This is a genomic window from Candidatus Flexifilum breve, assembly GCF_016713355.1.
Genome location: NZ_JADJPI010000035.1, coordinates 1,543,476 through 1,557,581 on the forward strand (window position 1 = coordinate 1,543,476; position 14,106 = coordinate 1,557,581).

A 14,106-nucleotide genomic window follows, 5' to 3' on the forward strand; every position below is an offset into this window, starting at 1 on the left:
ACCGACTTCAAACTGACGTATGTGGCTACGTGCCGCCTGCGCCGAGTTTGAATACCACACTCTCATAGGCATTGAGAGCCACCGCAGCAAGCGCCACAGCGTCCGGACGCTGCAGCGTGCTGGAGAGCACACAGTGAGCTTGATCTGCCAGTTCGGACAGATCGAGGATGGGGGAGCCGCTGCCGAAATTGATCGCGATCAGCAGGCGCTCGTCGCCAGACGTGCGAACGTAGGCGAGGACATCACCCGTCTCCTCTAAAAATTGGATGCTGCCTACACGCAGCGCGCGGGAGTCACGCCGCAGGTGCAGCAGCGTGGTATAGAACGTGAGCGTAGAGTCGGGCGCCGCCGCCTGAACTGCGACATTAATCGTGCTGCGGTTCTCATTGACGGGCAGCCACGGCTCGACCGTGTCCGGCGTGAAACCAGCGTGTTGGCTGGCGTCCCACTGCATCGGCGTCCGGTTCGGGTCGCGCCCCGGATACGTGTCGGGATCGATCAGCCCGGCTGTATCTACCCGCTTTTCCAGCGGAATAAACATGTCGCACATGGCGATCTCATCACCGTAGTACAGAATCGGCGAGCCGAGCAGCGTGAGCAGCAGTACGGCAATCGAGCGGTGCTGCTCGTAGCCATAGCGCGTGATCAGGCGTTTGTCATCATGGTTGCTGAAGACAAAGTGCGGTGTCGCGCCGGGCGGAAGTCCCGCATAGAACTCCAGCAGGCATTGGCGCATCGCTGCGGCCTGCCACGGCGTATGCAGCGGCAGCACAATCATCGGCAGGTGGATTTCGTCGAGATCCGCTCCGTAGAACTCCGCCAGTTCCGGCGCTTTGAGCGTGCCCGTCTCCCCGATCAGCACGCGCTCGCCGGGATACGACTCCAACACGCGGCGCACGTTTTGCAGCAGCGGATGCAGTTCCGGCTGGTTATTGACGTGGACGTGATATTGCACGAGATCGCCGCCCGTCGCGTTGGTGACGACGGGCATGTCGGGAAAATCCGCATGCTTGATCAGGAAGTTGATGGCATCCAACCGGAAGCCATCAATGCCCTTGTCCAACCAGAAGCGCAGCACGTCATCGACGGCCGCAATGACTTCGGGATTGCGCCAGTTCAAATCGGGCTGGCGGTCGAGGAACAGGTGCAGGTAGTACTGCTGGGTGGTTTCATCCCACGCCCACGCACTGCCGCCGAAGAAGGTCGTCCAGTTGTTGGGCGGTGATCCATCCGGCTGGGCATCGCGCCAGATATACCAGTCGCGCTTGGGGTTGGTCCGCGAACTGCGTGATTCGGCAAACCACGGGTGCGCATCCGACGTGTGATTGAGCACCATGTCGATGACGATGCGGATATCGCGGTCATGCGCCGCCTGCAGCAAGCGATCAAAATCGGCCATCGTGCCGAAGGACGGATCGACGGCGGTATAGTCGGCCACATCGTAGCCGAAATCCGCCATCGGGCTGGGGTAAAACGGCGTGATCCACAGCGCGTCGACGCCAAGCTGCTGCAAATAGGGCAAGCGCTGTTCAATGCCACGCAAATCGCCAATGCCGTCACCATTCGAGTCCTGAAAGCTGCGAATGTAGACTTCGTAGAAGACCGCCGACCGCCACCACGCCGTAGACGGGTGAGCATCCGTTGGAGCTTCGAAGACTTGTGCATCGGCATCTAGGTGAACTAACATCGGTTCTCGTCCCATTTCAGTTTTGCAATCGATTGCAAGACTCGGCATAAAACTGCTCCGGCGAACATTCAAAAACTACGTCAGCGTGACTACAGTCACTGAAACGACCAAATACACTCAACAAATCGTCGAAATTGCAATCGATTGCAAATCGTCGCAAATAATCTTACAGCGCGGCACCGCACGACCGCCGAACGATAATTTTCCCCTCGATCACTTGGGTGGCCGCTTTCTTTCCATCGATGAGCTGCATCAAGCTCTCGACCAGCAGTTTCGCCCCGAGACCCCGGATTTCCTGACTCACCGTCGTCAAGGGCACCGCTCCCGTTTCCCCAACTGAACTGTTGTCAAAACCGACGATGGCGACATCTTCCGGAATTGACCGACTGAGTTCGCGCAGGGTTTCCATGACGACGAGCGCCATCGCGTCACCGCTGCTGACGAAAATCGCGTCAGCGTCCGGCGCTTGCCGCAAAAGCTGCTGCGTCGCTCCGACCCCGGCTGCCGGGTTCCAATCCGTGCTCACAACCAGCGCCGGGTCAAGCGGGAGGCCCGCAGTCCGCAGCGCTTCCTGATACCCTTGCAAACGGTTGGCTGCTTCGGTCGTCGCCTTGACATGGTCATGCGTCGTGATCAAGGCGATGCGCCGCCGCCCCAAGCGCAGCAGATGTTCCACCGCTTCGCGGGAGAGCGCCCAGTTATCAATGCCCACGGTGCAGTATTTCTGTCCCGGAAACGGCGGCCCCCACACGGCGAGCGGCACGTCTTCCGGCACACTGTTCAGGTTCGGATAATCGCCGTGACCCAGCTGGATGAAACCATCGACCAGACCGGAACGCAGATAGCGTTCGCTGATGGTGCGATCCTGAATCAGCAGCAGGTCGTAGCCATTGTTGCGCAGTTCGCAGCCCACCGACCCGATGAATTCCAGAATGAACGGGTTGGTGAGTGTCGCCGCATCGCTGGTCTCAATCGGAATGACCACCGCGACGATGAAACTCTTTTTGAGGCGAAAATTGCGCGCGCCCAGATGAATCTGGTAGTTATGATCCCGCGCGATGCTCTGAATTCGCTGTTTGGTTTCGTCATTGATGAGCGGGCTGTCGTTCAACGCGCGTGACACCGTTGAGGTGGACACCCCAGTCATTTTTGCAATATCAGCTAAAGTCAGTTTTGGTTTCGCCATTATAATTGCAATCGATTGCATATGACTTTCGCTAAAGTTATCACGCTTTTTTGAGTGAGTCAATAGCGGTGGACATTACAACGCGAAAACTGTGCAGACTGTACGAATCACTGCGGCGCGGGCTGCTCATCCCGGGTGGGGCCTGCCACCAATGGGCGTCCGTCTTCCCATTCCAGCCGATCCAGCCACACCTGCCGGGTCGACGTCAGCGCGCCACCATCCGTCACCTGCCACACGTGATACACGAGCCACGTCTCGCCTGCATCATCCGTGATGATCGTTTGATGTCCGGGTCCGACGACCAGCGGTCGGCTGTCCAGATCGCTTGCCAGAATCGGGTTCTCTTCGGCGTCCGTGCACGGACCGACCGGGGTTTCACACACGGCATAGCCGACGGCGTAAGCCTCGCCCGAGTAAGCGTTGCCCGAATAGAACAGATAGTACTGATCGTCGTGCCGCCACAATGTCGGCGCTTCGATCACCCGCCCTTCCCACAACTCATCATTGCGCACGAGACGTACTGGGTCACCGATCAGTTCGGTCGCATCCGCTGACAGCGCCTGTACGTAAATATAGGTCGCCATCATGCAGCAGTTGCCATCATTCTTCCAATACAGGTACAGCGATCCATCCACATCCCGGAACGGACTCGGATCGATGGAACCGCCTTCGCGCGTCTGGCAGATGATTGGCCCGTCGTTGGTATCGCGAAACGGCCCGGTCGGGCTGGTGCTCGTCGCCTGACCAATGCACTGCTTGCCCGTCGAGCGATCCCGCGCGGTGTAGAACAGCACATACTCGTCCGCGCTTAGCGCCAGCACTTCCGGCGCCCACACGTCGGCGTGATTCAGATTGACCCACCGGGGCAGCGCGGGCAGCGCATCGCGCCCCACCTGCCAGTTGACGAGATCCGTCGAGGTCGCATACGGCACATTGCGGCTGTTTGAATTGGTGGAATAGGCATAGTACACGTCGTCCACTTCCAGAATGAACGGGTCGGGGAAGTTGGTGGAAATAACGGGATTCTGGAACGTGTCCTCGTCATCCGACTGCGCGGCGAGCGGGACAGCCAGCCCCAAGAGCAGGCACAGCACCCCGTAAAGCCAGCCTATACGCTGTAAACGAGTCATGGATCTACCCTTTCAACCCGGTGGTCTGCACGCTTTCGACGATATAGCGCTGCAAGAGCAGGTACAGTATCAGCACGGGAATCGACGTTATGACCGCGCCCGCCATCATCTGGCCGTACTCCGATGTATAGGCGCCTTGCAGCGTCCGCAGACCGGGCGGCAGCGTCAGCAGTGTGCGATCTTTCAGGACGAGCAGCGGCCACAGGAAGTCATTCCACGCGCCGAGGAACGTGATGATCCCAAGCGTGGCCAACGCGGGCTTCGCTAGCGGCAGTGCAATCAGCAGGAAGGTCTGCAGGCGGGTCGCGCCGTCAATGAAGGCGGCCTCTTCCAGCTCGCGCGGCAGCGACTCGAAAAATTGGCGCATGAAAAATACGCCGAACACGCCCGACAGCGCTGGGAGCACCACCCCCGCGTAATTGTTGAGCAGCCCCAGTGAGGTCACCGTCAGGAAGTTGGGCACAAGGAACATCACGCCGGGCAAAAACAGCGTGGCGAGCAGCAGCCCAAACAGGATCCGTTTGCCGGGAAACTCCATCCGCGCATAGGCATACGCCGCAATCGAATCGATCGCCAGAATCAGCACGGTGATGATCGAAGCGACCAGCACGCTGTTCAAAAACCAGCGGGTGATGGGCAGGCTCGGGTTTTCCAGAATGCTCTGGTAGTTATCCAACGTGAAGGTGCGCGGAATCCAGAAGATTTGCGGGAGAAACCACTCCGACTTGGGCTTGAACGAGGTCGATAAACCCCACAGCAGCGGCAAAATGATCAATAAGGCAATGATGGTGAGCAGCGCATAGATCAGTATGCGCGGGATGAGCTGATTGGGCGGTCGCTTGCGACCCGAATAGGTGGGCGTTTCCGTCTGAGCATTCACAGCCATCATGCACCTCGCTTTTATTCGCGCGTTCGGAACAGGCGGAAATTGAAATAGGAGATCACGATCATGATGGTCGCCACGACAAACGACATCGCCGCGCCGCTGCCCATCCGATTGCGGACAAAGCTCTCCGTGTAGATGCGCAGCATGATCGGCTCGGTCGACCCACCGCCGCCGGATTGCGCGGGACCACCCCCGGTCATAAACAGCGGCTGCGCGAACAGGTTGAACGACGCGATGATCGTGATGATGATGATGAACACCAGCACGGGCCGCAGTTGGGGAATCGTGATAAACCGGAAGCGCTGCCACCACGTCGCCCCATCAATCGAGGCCGCCTCATACAGCGCCACCGGGATGTTTTGCAGCGCCGCGAGGATAATGATCATGTTGAACCCGCTCGTCCACCACACCGTGACGATCAGAATCGCGTACCACGCCCACGGCATGGTCGAAAGCCAGCGCGGCTGATCCAGCCCTAAGGCGCGCAGATAGTAATTCAGCAGCCCACCCTGACTCTGAAACACCCAGAAGCCGAGCAGCCCGACCACCGCCGAGGACAAGACCCACGGCGCGAAGTAGATCGCCCGGTAGATGTTCTTGCCGGGCAGGTTCGCGTTGAGGAGCATCGCCAAGAACAGTGGGATCACGATCAGGAGCGGCACGCTCAGGACGACGAACTCCCCGGTATTGAGCAGCGAGTTCCAAAAAACGGGGTATTCAACCGTACCGGGCGTAAACAGATTGGTGTAATTGCCTAGGCCGACGAAACGCGTGGCCGTCGGGCGCAAAATGTCATATTCAAATAGGCTGATGACCAAACCCAAGCCGAATGGAAACCCGGCAAAAATGAGGAAGAAGATCAGATGCGGCAGCACAAACAGGTACGGCACCGCGTCGAAGCGGCGTTTGCGAACTGTGAGCGGGGCTGCTGTGGCTGGAGTTTCGACCGAAACCGCCATAGATCGGGTCCCTTCTAATGAGTGGAGGGGTCTTTTTCGGAAAGCGGTCCAGCGGGTTGAGATGGAGCCACCCCAACCCGCTGGGCTATGCATTTCCGTTTAGGATGACGGCGCTTCACCGAACGTCGCGCGGTTCTGCTCCAAAATCTGATTGGCGCGTTCCGCGGCGTTGTCAAGTTCCGCTTGGATGTCGGTCGCGTTGCCGTTCATCAGCGCGCTGACCGCTTCGTCGAGCGGGCCGTAAGCATCGGTGATGCCCGGCACGGACGGCGGGAAGAACACGTAGTCCGCTGACCCCGCGGCGATATCGGCCTGCGGCTGAACTTCCGCAAATTCGTCGCTTTCACGGACAACGTTATTCGCCGGGAGCTGACCAGCGCGCGCCCACGTCACCGAGTTGTCGAGCAGGTAGCTAATGAAGATGCCCGCCGCCGTATCAACGCACGGATCCTCAGCGGCCTGCGTCGGCAGCGTGAGCTGATGCGAGCCCGCCCAGACCGCCATATTCGGGCCGATCTGCGGCACGGCCATCGCCCGGCTGCCGAAGAAAACGCCTTCGCCCGTGACATTGGTCGTCTGCCAGATACCATTCCAGATCATGCCGACGGTGCCGCCCTTGAACGAATTGAGCTCGGCATCTACTTCGAGGTTGGGCTGCGAATAGCCCGCCTGCGCATCGAGCAGCCACTGCATGGCCTGCACCCCGGCTTCGCTGTTCCACGCTGCTTCCGTGCCGTCTTCGTTAAAGGACGTGCCGCCAAATTGGTACAGCAGCATTTCGAAGATCTGGCGGATGGGGAAACCCGCCGTCAGCATGAAGCCGTTGTTGTCGCCGCTGGTTAGCGCGGCGGCCATTTCGGCAAACGCTTCACCCGTCATAGGCGCGTCCGCAAAGCCCGCTTGTTCGAGCAGATCCGTGTTCACAAACATCGTCATTGGGTGGATGTCCAACGGCACGGCATAGCGCGAACCGTTGACCTCGCCCGCGTTCCACACCGCTTCCGGGAAATCCGCGCCATTGATGCCCACCTGTTCGACGATATCGTCCATGGGGCGCAGAATGTTGCGGTAGACCTGCGTCGCGATCTGGTCGGCGTGGACAATCGCCACATCTGGCAGCGTGCCGGAAGCCGCCGCCGTGCTGAGCTGGGTGTAATACTCGCTCTGCGTGGTCATCGCCACTTGAATATTCGGGTGTTCGCTGTTAAAGGCGTCGACGAGCTGTCCCATGAACGGACCGTCGGGTCCGGTGAAGGGATTCCAGTAGTCGAGGGTCACGGTACTGCACTCTTCGGGCAGTTGCATGCCCCCGTCGTCTTGCGCGAGGGTTGGTGTGGCCATTAAGGCCAGCAGGCCAAGCAGAATCAACATAAGCGTACGTTTGGACATTTCAGCTGTGCTCCTATTAACCTTTTCGGCAGCAGGTAGTCATTTGCTTTCGATGCCGTGCACGTGAATCGATTGCGCCTCCTTTGGCTCGTGTTCCAGTTCTCGAAACCGCAAACGCAGCACAATATCCTGCGGGTAATTGCCAAACTGCCGCCCGAAGATATTGAGTCCGCCAATCCGTTGGGCATCTTCTTTGATGCCAATCCGCACCGAGATGAATTCCGCCTGAGCAATAGCCAATTGATCGAGTGTCACATCCGCGACTTGCACGCCGTCGAGGTAGGCTCCCGCCCCGGTGACTTTCCACAGTTTGAGCAGTCCATACTGAGAGTAGCGCCGTTCCCACCACGACGGTGTGAGCTGCCCCGCTTCCTCGCCGAAGTCGCCGGGGCTCGTCCACGTGCCGACTTCCACCCTATTCACCCAAACCGTGATATCGGAGCGCCAATCCGCTTTGTGCAGCGGGGCTTCGGAGCACATTTCCAGGCTGATTTGCAGACTTTCGAGCAGCGCGCCCGGCGGAAGGCGATTGGGGAAGCGGTACTCGACATACCCGGCACGGAACCACAGTAACTGCGCCTGAAAGCGCTCCGGATCATAGAAAGCGCTGGGGTCATCGAACCGACCAATGAGGCCGGTGCCGCTGGCGAGGCCACACGTGGGCGTCACCCGGCAGTCGACGTACGCGCCCACGGGCATCGCCACGTCGATGGTGGTTTCCGCCACGGGTTCGACCATCGGCAGCGCGAGCGCGATCTGGTCATACAGGCGATAGCAAATCTTCTGCAGCCCGTGACTGGCCGGTTTGAGTTCGGTGCGAATCAGCCCGGCTTTTTCCAGCAGCTTGATGTGCATGGTGGCCGTGGACGCGGGCAGGCGGAGCGCATCGGCGATCTCGTTGACGCTGGAACTACGCCCGGCCAGATGACGCAGGATTTCCAGACGCTTGTCCGAGGCTAGACTTTTGAGCAGTTGCCCGACTTCACGCGAGTTTCGGCGCAGATCGATGACGAGCGCGCGTACAGCCGGTTGTGCATCCGGTACCATCGCGGTGAACCACTCTACTCGCATTGCCAGTAGTTTTTCTGTTTCAGTCAATGAAACAGCGGCAGTGTGCCCGGTGGAGGATGTCGATTTCGGCCAATACAACAGGTTCTGCTGTATCGATCCAGTTTTCTTGCATTATACCTGTCTTAATTTCAATGTCAATAAATCACAACAGCTAGCTCAGGTTTGCTGCTCCAGTTATGGTCATGCGATCCGGCGGGGTTTCATGGACGAACTACGGCTTCCGTTCACCCTGACCAATTGGTACTTCCCGTGTGGAGGGTCAACGGCTGAACGGACTGTTTACTTCTGAGGCAATTTAGGTTACACTTCATATTGCAGAGAAGTATCCCGCTGGCGTTGTATTGCAAACACGTTGATTTCGTTTCTCTGACTCAGGTTTGATGCCTCTGGCGTGATACTGTGCACCGGTACAGTTTTCCCCATCCATCGAACACAGCCCAGGACCTCAATTACCGCACCCCGTTGGTGAGCAGTCACATCTATCGGAACTGCTGACTGGTACGTCTGGTGAAAACACGAGTTGTTCAACCGACAAGAAAGTGTAACCCCATGCCTGTGATGGATATGACTGTGCAAAAGCATTTTAAACTGGACGTGATTGACGATTTGCCGTCGTCGACGATTACCCTGCGCGGGACGCAGCGCTGGCTGGTCTGCTGCCCGTTGTGCGGCTGTACCCATGATGTCAGCGCGGCGGACGAGACCCAGCCTTACAGCCCCTACTGCCAGTCATTGCCTGCCGTGTTCCGCGCGGTTCAGGTGGCGTGGCAGAAGCTGCATCCGGAAGTGGCCAAATACAAAACGCTGCGCCTGGTGAAGCCGCACTAACGTGCCCGCCAGCGAGCCAAGCCAGTCAAGAGGAGCAGCGGACGTGTCCGGTTTCGAAATCACGTGTGTGAATAAAGACCAACGGGGGCAAATCATCCGGCTGGGCGGGGTCGGGTGGACGCTGACACCCCGCGAGGCTGTCGTCAAAGTGATCAGCCAGCAGCTCCGGCTGTATGTGCGCGTGGAAAACCACCTATTCGATGTCGGCGTGCGCGGTGAAGGCTTTGCCGCCTACCTCGTCATTGAACCGGAAGGCTTGGCGCTGGCCGGTGTCGCCGAGGTACCCAGTTGTTAGTCGAACCGTAGGTTGGGTGCTGAGTAGCGCCACTCTGCGGTGCCTGCCGCGACTTTACAGGCGGCGAGATTATGAGTACAATTACTTACCAGTACGAATGTCCACTGATGGTCACATCACAGATTTCAGCAGATTTGGTGACACTTGCTGAAGAGCCGCTAATGCCTGAGCGGTTGTTCAGGTCTTCCCCGTTCATCAAATAGCACCCCACAGGTTTGCTCTCGACTCACAGTGCCGTGGCAAAGGCGTGCCCCAATGGAAACTAGCCAACCCCTCTCCTACCTTGAATGGGTTGCATTATCTGTGCTCTACCAGCATCGTGACCGCACCTCCAGCCCCGTTCGGTATGTGGGTTTGCTGGCGACGGTCAAACGGCTCATCGAGCATCAGCCGCCGCTCGCCGCGTGGATCGGGAAACCTGCTGACAATCAGATCCACATCACAACCGCAGGCATCGCTGCGTATCAAGCCGCCCATGAGGACGCTTAGCTGCTGAACCAAGGAATTCAAGATGGAAAGCCTTAACGAACTGCCCCCCAAGAAACTGCAAGAGTTGGAACTGCTCACCAGTCAACTCCTCAACGCCATGAAACGAACCGGGCTCGAACGTGAGACCGTCTATGCCGACCTCACCCAACTGCACAGCGAATTGGGTCGCATTCGTCGCGAGCGGTTTGACAGCGACAACCCGAACTTCACCCAGCACAGCGCATGACTCAGCGGCAGGTGCGCCGCCCTGCCTACATATCCCCAATGAGCGCTGTCAGCTCATTGCGAGCAGATCTTTCTCCGCGGACACGGTTGGAGCATTGAAGTAACCGTGTCCGCGCTTCGATTTTCAGCGTGGATGCTCGCGCAGCCCCGCGACTAGCTCCACAACCGATCATGCGAGCGTTCGTCATCCCAATCCGTGGAGGCTTCAAAATAGCCGCCGCGCCGCGCCGTATCGATGCAGTCCTGCAGCGCCGCTTCCTGTACATCAGTGAAGCCCAACCCCGGTGTTTCGGGCACACGCGCATAGCCATCCTGAATCAAAGGCGCGGTGATCCCGGAGATCAGGTTATCCCACCAGTCAATGTCGACCGAATGATTCTCCAGCACGTAGAAGTTTTCGGTCGCCGCGGCGCAGTGGATATTGGCGAGAAATGACACGGGTGACCCGGCAAAGTGCATCGCCATCGCCACGCCGTGCTCCTGCGCCAGATCCCCGATTTTCTTGGTCTCCAGCAGACCGCCCGCCGTCGCGAGATCCGGGTGAATGACGGAGACGCCATGCGCTTCGAGCAGCGGTCGGAAGCCCTCTTTCAGATAAATGTCCTCACCCGTGCACAGCGGCGTGGTCACGGACTGCGCCAACCGCACCCATTGATCGGTGAGCTGCCACGGAATGACATCTTCGTACCATGCCAGTGTGAAGCGGTCGAGCGCGCGTCCCAGGCGGATGGCGCTTTCTACCGTGAGATGCCCAAAATGATCTGCCGCCAGCGGAATCTCATAGCCAATAATCTCCCGGACCTGCCGCACATACTCCACGAGGTATTCGATCCCCAACTGCGTGACCTGAATGCCGGTGAACGGGTGCATGATGGTCGTGCTGTCGAGCATCTCCGGCGGCGCGCTCAACGCGCCGGGCACGTCGCGCAGCAGGCCGATGCCCACATCCATCTTCAGAAACTTGAAACCACGATCCATGCGCCGCTTGAGCCGTTCCCCCATCTGCCGACCATCCGGTGACGAGTCGGTATCGCAGTAGCACAGCACCTGACTGCGGAACTTACCACCGAGGAGTTGATACGCCGGAACGTTGTAGGCTTTGCCCGCCAGATCGAACAGCGCCATTTCGATGCCGGACACGCCCCCACCCTGCCGACCGTGATGCCCGAACTGCTTGATCTTGCGAAAAATCTTGTCGATGTTGCACGGGTTTTCGCCGATGAGGCGGCTCTTGAGCATCAGAGCGTAAGTGGGACTGGCCCAGTCGCGCACTTCGCCGTAACCGCTGATGCCCTGATTGGTATCCAGCCGAATCAGGGAACAGTCCATCGGCAGGCCGCGCAGGTGACACACGCGCATATCGGTGATTTTGAGTTCGCTCGGACGCGAATAAGTATTGACCTGACTTTCCAAAGGCCGCTGATCTTCCACAATCTATCCCTCTAACTAAGGCGCACAGCCGCGCATGGTTAGCGCGGCTCAACGCCACACTATTGGTGTATAGGATAACGCGATTCAAAAGTTGACAACCATCCAAATCTCTTTACAATGATTGATTATTAATAATGGATTCAAAAAACGTGAATCAGATGCACTTCCAACGACGCGAGATTCGGTTGACATCCCTTGCCGATCAAGTGTACGAACACTTGCGGCTGGCCATCATCTCAGCAGAACTGCCGCCCGCCGAGAAGCTGATCGAGCTAGACATAGCCCGGCAGATGAACACCAGCCAAGGCCCAGTGCGCGAAGCCTTGCAGCGGCTGGAACATGACGGTCTGGTCGAACGCAAAGCGCGCAGCGCGACCTATGTGACCAGTATTCCCTTTGACGAAATGTACGAACTTTCGGTCGTGCGCACCCACATCGAAATGTTCGCGGTCCGCCGCGTCGCCCAGAAGATCACCCCGGAGCAATGCGACACGCTCGCCGAGCTGATTGGCAAAATGCAGGCCGCCGGGAGCGCCAACGATCTACTGAGCCTGTCCGAGTTCGACATGGAGTTTCACCGCTCCATCGTCGAATGGTCCGACAATCGCTCACTGCTGCAAGTGTGGAATCCGCTGTCGAACCAGATTCAGCGGTTTATCGTGCAGTCGCACCCGCTCTACTCGCCGGATTACGTCGAGGTCGCGACCCGGCATCAGCCGATTGTCGATGCCTTGCGCGAGCATGACACCGAACGGGCCGCGTGCGCGGTCTACGACCATATCATGCTCATCTGGCCGAAAATCATCCCGTAGACCGGGAGGATCGCCGCCGCGGGATCGCCACGCCGCGGCTGACGAGCGCAAGGTTGACAAGTGGCGCTTAAAAATTACGGTAGGTCCACGTGGGTGTGCTGAGCCCGCGTGCAATCGTCTTCAGGCACAGGAAAGGGGTTAGGCCGCGGGTTGTGTCCGCCTGAACACATTGTTAATTCAATTGGTTGAGGAGAACATACTAATGAGCAAAAAGAATTTGACCCGCCGCGAGTTTTTGCGTATCGCTGGCGCAACGGGAGCCGCGCTTGCCGCCGCTCAAACCGGAATTCTCATGGCACAGGATGCAACCCCCACGCCCGCCCCTACGGCGACACCGCTGCCCCTGCCCGTTGGGGCGGAAGGTACGCTGACCGTCATTCACAAGACCGAATACTTTGAAGTGGTGCAGACGATGTTCCGCGAGGGTGTCGTCAGCTTTGCCGAAGAACAGGGCATCGGCCTCGACATTTCCACGGCCAACCCGGAACTGTTCGGCGACTTCACCGCGAAGATGCTGGCGGCCGTTCAGGCGGGCAACCCGCCCGACCTCGGCTATCACGTACTGAGCATCCCGCAGATGTACGCGCTGGATATCGTCGAAGACGTGTCCGACGTGGTCGAGGAACTGATCAGCCGCTATGGGCTGGTCGTGCCGCGGATCGCCGAGTTCAATGCCAAGATCGACGGCAAATGGTGGGCGGTGCCCTTCATGAGCGTGACTGGCGCGTGGTTCGCCCGCCGCGATGTGTTTGATGCCCACGGCATCGACGTGAATACGCTCGATACGTGGGATGCGCGGCGTGAAGCGGCGCTGGAAGTCTCCGACCCCGACAATAACCTGTGGGGCTGGGGCTTGACGGTCAACCGCAGCGGTGACGCGCACGGGTTGATCCTCTCCGTGATTCAGGGCTTCGGCGGCAGCTTCACCGACGAAACCGGGCTACGTGTGAACTTCAACACGCCGGAAACGCTAGCGGGGGTCGAATGGCTGGCGGAAACCTACATGAGTGACCGCTTCCGCCCGATGCTCCCGCCCGGCGTGGAAAGCTGGACGGATACGAGCAACAACGAAGCGTATCTAGCGGGCACGATTGCGCTCACGATCAACCAACCGAGCGTCTATGCTAAGGCGAAGGCCGACGGCAACCCGGTCTTCGAAAATACCGCGGTTCTGCACAACCCGCTGACGATCGACGGTCGCCTGCTCGAAGCTGGCGGCAGCGGCTGGCTCACCATTTTCAAGGGCGCGCGCAACCTCGACGCCGCGAAATCCCTCATCTACCACCTCCTCGACCCGTCGGTTTACGTTCCCATGGCGCAGAACGGCGGCGGCCTGTTCCTCCCCGCGTACGAAAATCTCTGGACGGACGATGTGCTCGGGACCGATCCGAACTTCCAGGTGTTCCGTGACATTCTACTGAACGAGGACATCTTCTACGGACGGTCGCATCCCGCCCCGCCCAACGCGCTCATCGACGCCATTGACGGCGCGGCGGTCACCAGCCAGATGATGGCGAACATCACCACTGGCGCGATGACCCCGGCGCAGGCCGTCGAAGACGCCCACAACCGCATCGTGCAGATCTTCGAAGAAGGCGGCGTCCCGCAGTCGTAGAGGGTGTCGAACACACCCCTCACGCGCAGCTTTTCGCATTTCGATCAGGGCGGGACATGTCCCGCCCGCTGTGATCAAGAACGAAGAAGCTGGGTCAACAGCG

The 14,106-nt window shown here is 59.0% G+C and carries 14 protein-coding genes; 6 read left to right on the forward strand and 8 right to left on the reverse strand.

All coding sequences use genetic code 11. From position 1 onward, the window contains the following. Nucleotides 1–25: 25 nt before the first annotated feature. The 7 genes from IPK17_RS29565 to IPK17_RS29595 all read right to left on the reverse strand — a co-directional run bounded on the left by IPK17_RS29565 (nt 26) and on the right by IPK17_RS29595 (nt 8,284). Nucleotides 26–1,687, reverse strand: coding sequence for an alpha-amylase family glycosyl hydrolase (locus tag IPK17_RS29565; RefSeq protein ID WP_343421294.1), 1,662 nt, complete (start codon nt 1,685–1,687; stop codon nt 26–28). A gap of 166 nt (nt 1,688–1,853) precedes the next feature. Then, on the reverse strand, nt 1,854–2,894 hold the full coding sequence (locus IPK17_RS29570) for a LacI family DNA-binding transcriptional regulator (RefSeq protein WP_343421295.1): 1,041 nt from the start codon (nt 2,892–2,894) through the stop codon (nt 1,854–1,856). An 86-nt stretch (nt 2,895–2,980) separates the two neighbouring features. Further along, nucleotides 2,981–4,003 (reverse strand): glycoside hydrolase family 43 protein, encoded by a 1,023-nt coding sequence (locus IPK17_RS29575; RefSeq protein ID WP_343421296.1) that lies wholly within the window; start codon nt 4,001–4,003, stop codon nt 2,981–2,983. 4 nt (nt 4,004–4,007) lie between these two features. Beyond that, on the reverse strand, nt 4,008–4,883 hold the full coding sequence (locus IPK17_RS29580) for a carbohydrate ABC transporter permease (protein WP_343421297.1): 876 nt from the start codon (nt 4,881–4,883) through the stop codon (nt 4,008–4,010). Nucleotides 4,884–4,903: 20 nt separating this feature from the next. Then, nucleotides 4,904–5,848, reverse strand: a complete 945-nt coding sequence (locus tag IPK17_RS29585; RefSeq protein ID WP_343421298.1) for a carbohydrate ABC transporter permease — start codon at nt 5,846–5,848, stop codon at nt 4,904–4,906. 99 nt (nt 5,849–5,947) lie between these two features. Then, a complete protein-coding gene (locus tag IPK17_RS29590; protein WP_343421299.1) occupies nt 5,948–7,237 on the reverse strand; it encodes an ABC transporter substrate-binding protein in 1,290 nt (429 codons plus the stop codon). 39 nt (nt 7,238–7,276) lie between these two features. Further along, nucleotides 7,277–8,284, reverse strand: coding sequence for an ArsR/SmtB family transcription factor (locus tag IPK17_RS29595; RefSeq protein ID WP_343421300.1), 1,008 nt, complete (start codon nt 8,282–8,284; stop codon nt 7,277–7,279). Between the two features lie 594 nt (nt 8,285–8,878). Here IPK17_RS29595 and IPK17_RS29600 point away from each other — a divergent pair. The 4 genes from IPK17_RS29600 (at nt 8,879) to IPK17_RS29615 (ending at nt 10,146) form a co-directional block, all read left to right on the forward strand. After that, the gene (locus IPK17_RS29600) at nt 8,879–9,136 is read left to right on the forward strand and encodes a hypothetical protein (RefSeq protein ID WP_343421301.1); all 258 of its coding nucleotides are present in this window, start codon (nt 8,879–8,881) and stop codon (nt 9,134–9,136) included. 43 nt (nt 9,137–9,179) lie between these two features. After that, complete coding sequence (locus IPK17_RS29605; protein WP_343421302.1) at nt 9,180–9,431, forward strand: hypothetical protein; 252 nt, start codon at nt 9,180–9,182, stop codon at nt 9,429–9,431. A 255-nt stretch (nt 9,432–9,686) separates the two neighbouring features. Next, entirely contained in the window at nt 9,687–9,920 is a 234-nt protein-coding gene (locus tag IPK17_RS29610; RefSeq protein ID WP_343421303.1) for a hypothetical protein, read from the forward strand. Between the two features lie 22 nt (nt 9,921–9,942). Further along, nucleotides 9,943–10,146 (forward strand): hypothetical protein, encoded by a 204-nt coding sequence (locus tag IPK17_RS29615; RefSeq protein WP_343421304.1) that lies wholly within the window; start codon nt 9,943–9,945, stop codon nt 10,144–10,146. A gap of 152 nt (nt 10,147–10,298) precedes the next feature. Here IPK17_RS29615 and IPK17_RS29620 read toward each other — a convergent pair whose 3' ends face one another. Further along, nucleotides 10,299–11,576, reverse strand: coding sequence for a mandelate racemase/muconate lactonizing enzyme family protein (locus tag IPK17_RS29620; RefSeq protein ID WP_502749321.1), 1,278 nt, complete (start codon nt 11,574–11,576; stop codon nt 10,299–10,301). Between the two features lie 158 nt (nt 11,577–11,734). On the opposite strand from IPK17_RS29620, the gene IPK17_RS29625 reads away from it, so the two are divergent. Beyond that, on the forward strand, nt 11,735–12,388 hold the full coding sequence (locus IPK17_RS29625) for a GntR family transcriptional regulator (protein ID WP_343421305.1): 654 nt from the start codon (nt 11,735–11,737) through the stop codon (nt 12,386–12,388). Between the two features lie 202 nt (nt 12,389–12,590). Next, nucleotides 12,591–14,003 carry an ABC transporter substrate-binding protein gene (locus tag IPK17_RS29630; protein ID WP_343421306.1) on the forward strand — a complete coding sequence of 471 codons (1,413 nt, stop codon included), beginning with the start codon at nt 12,591–12,593 and terminating at the stop codon, nt 14,001–14,003. The last annotated feature ends 103 nt before the right edge of the window (nt 14,004–14,106 follow it).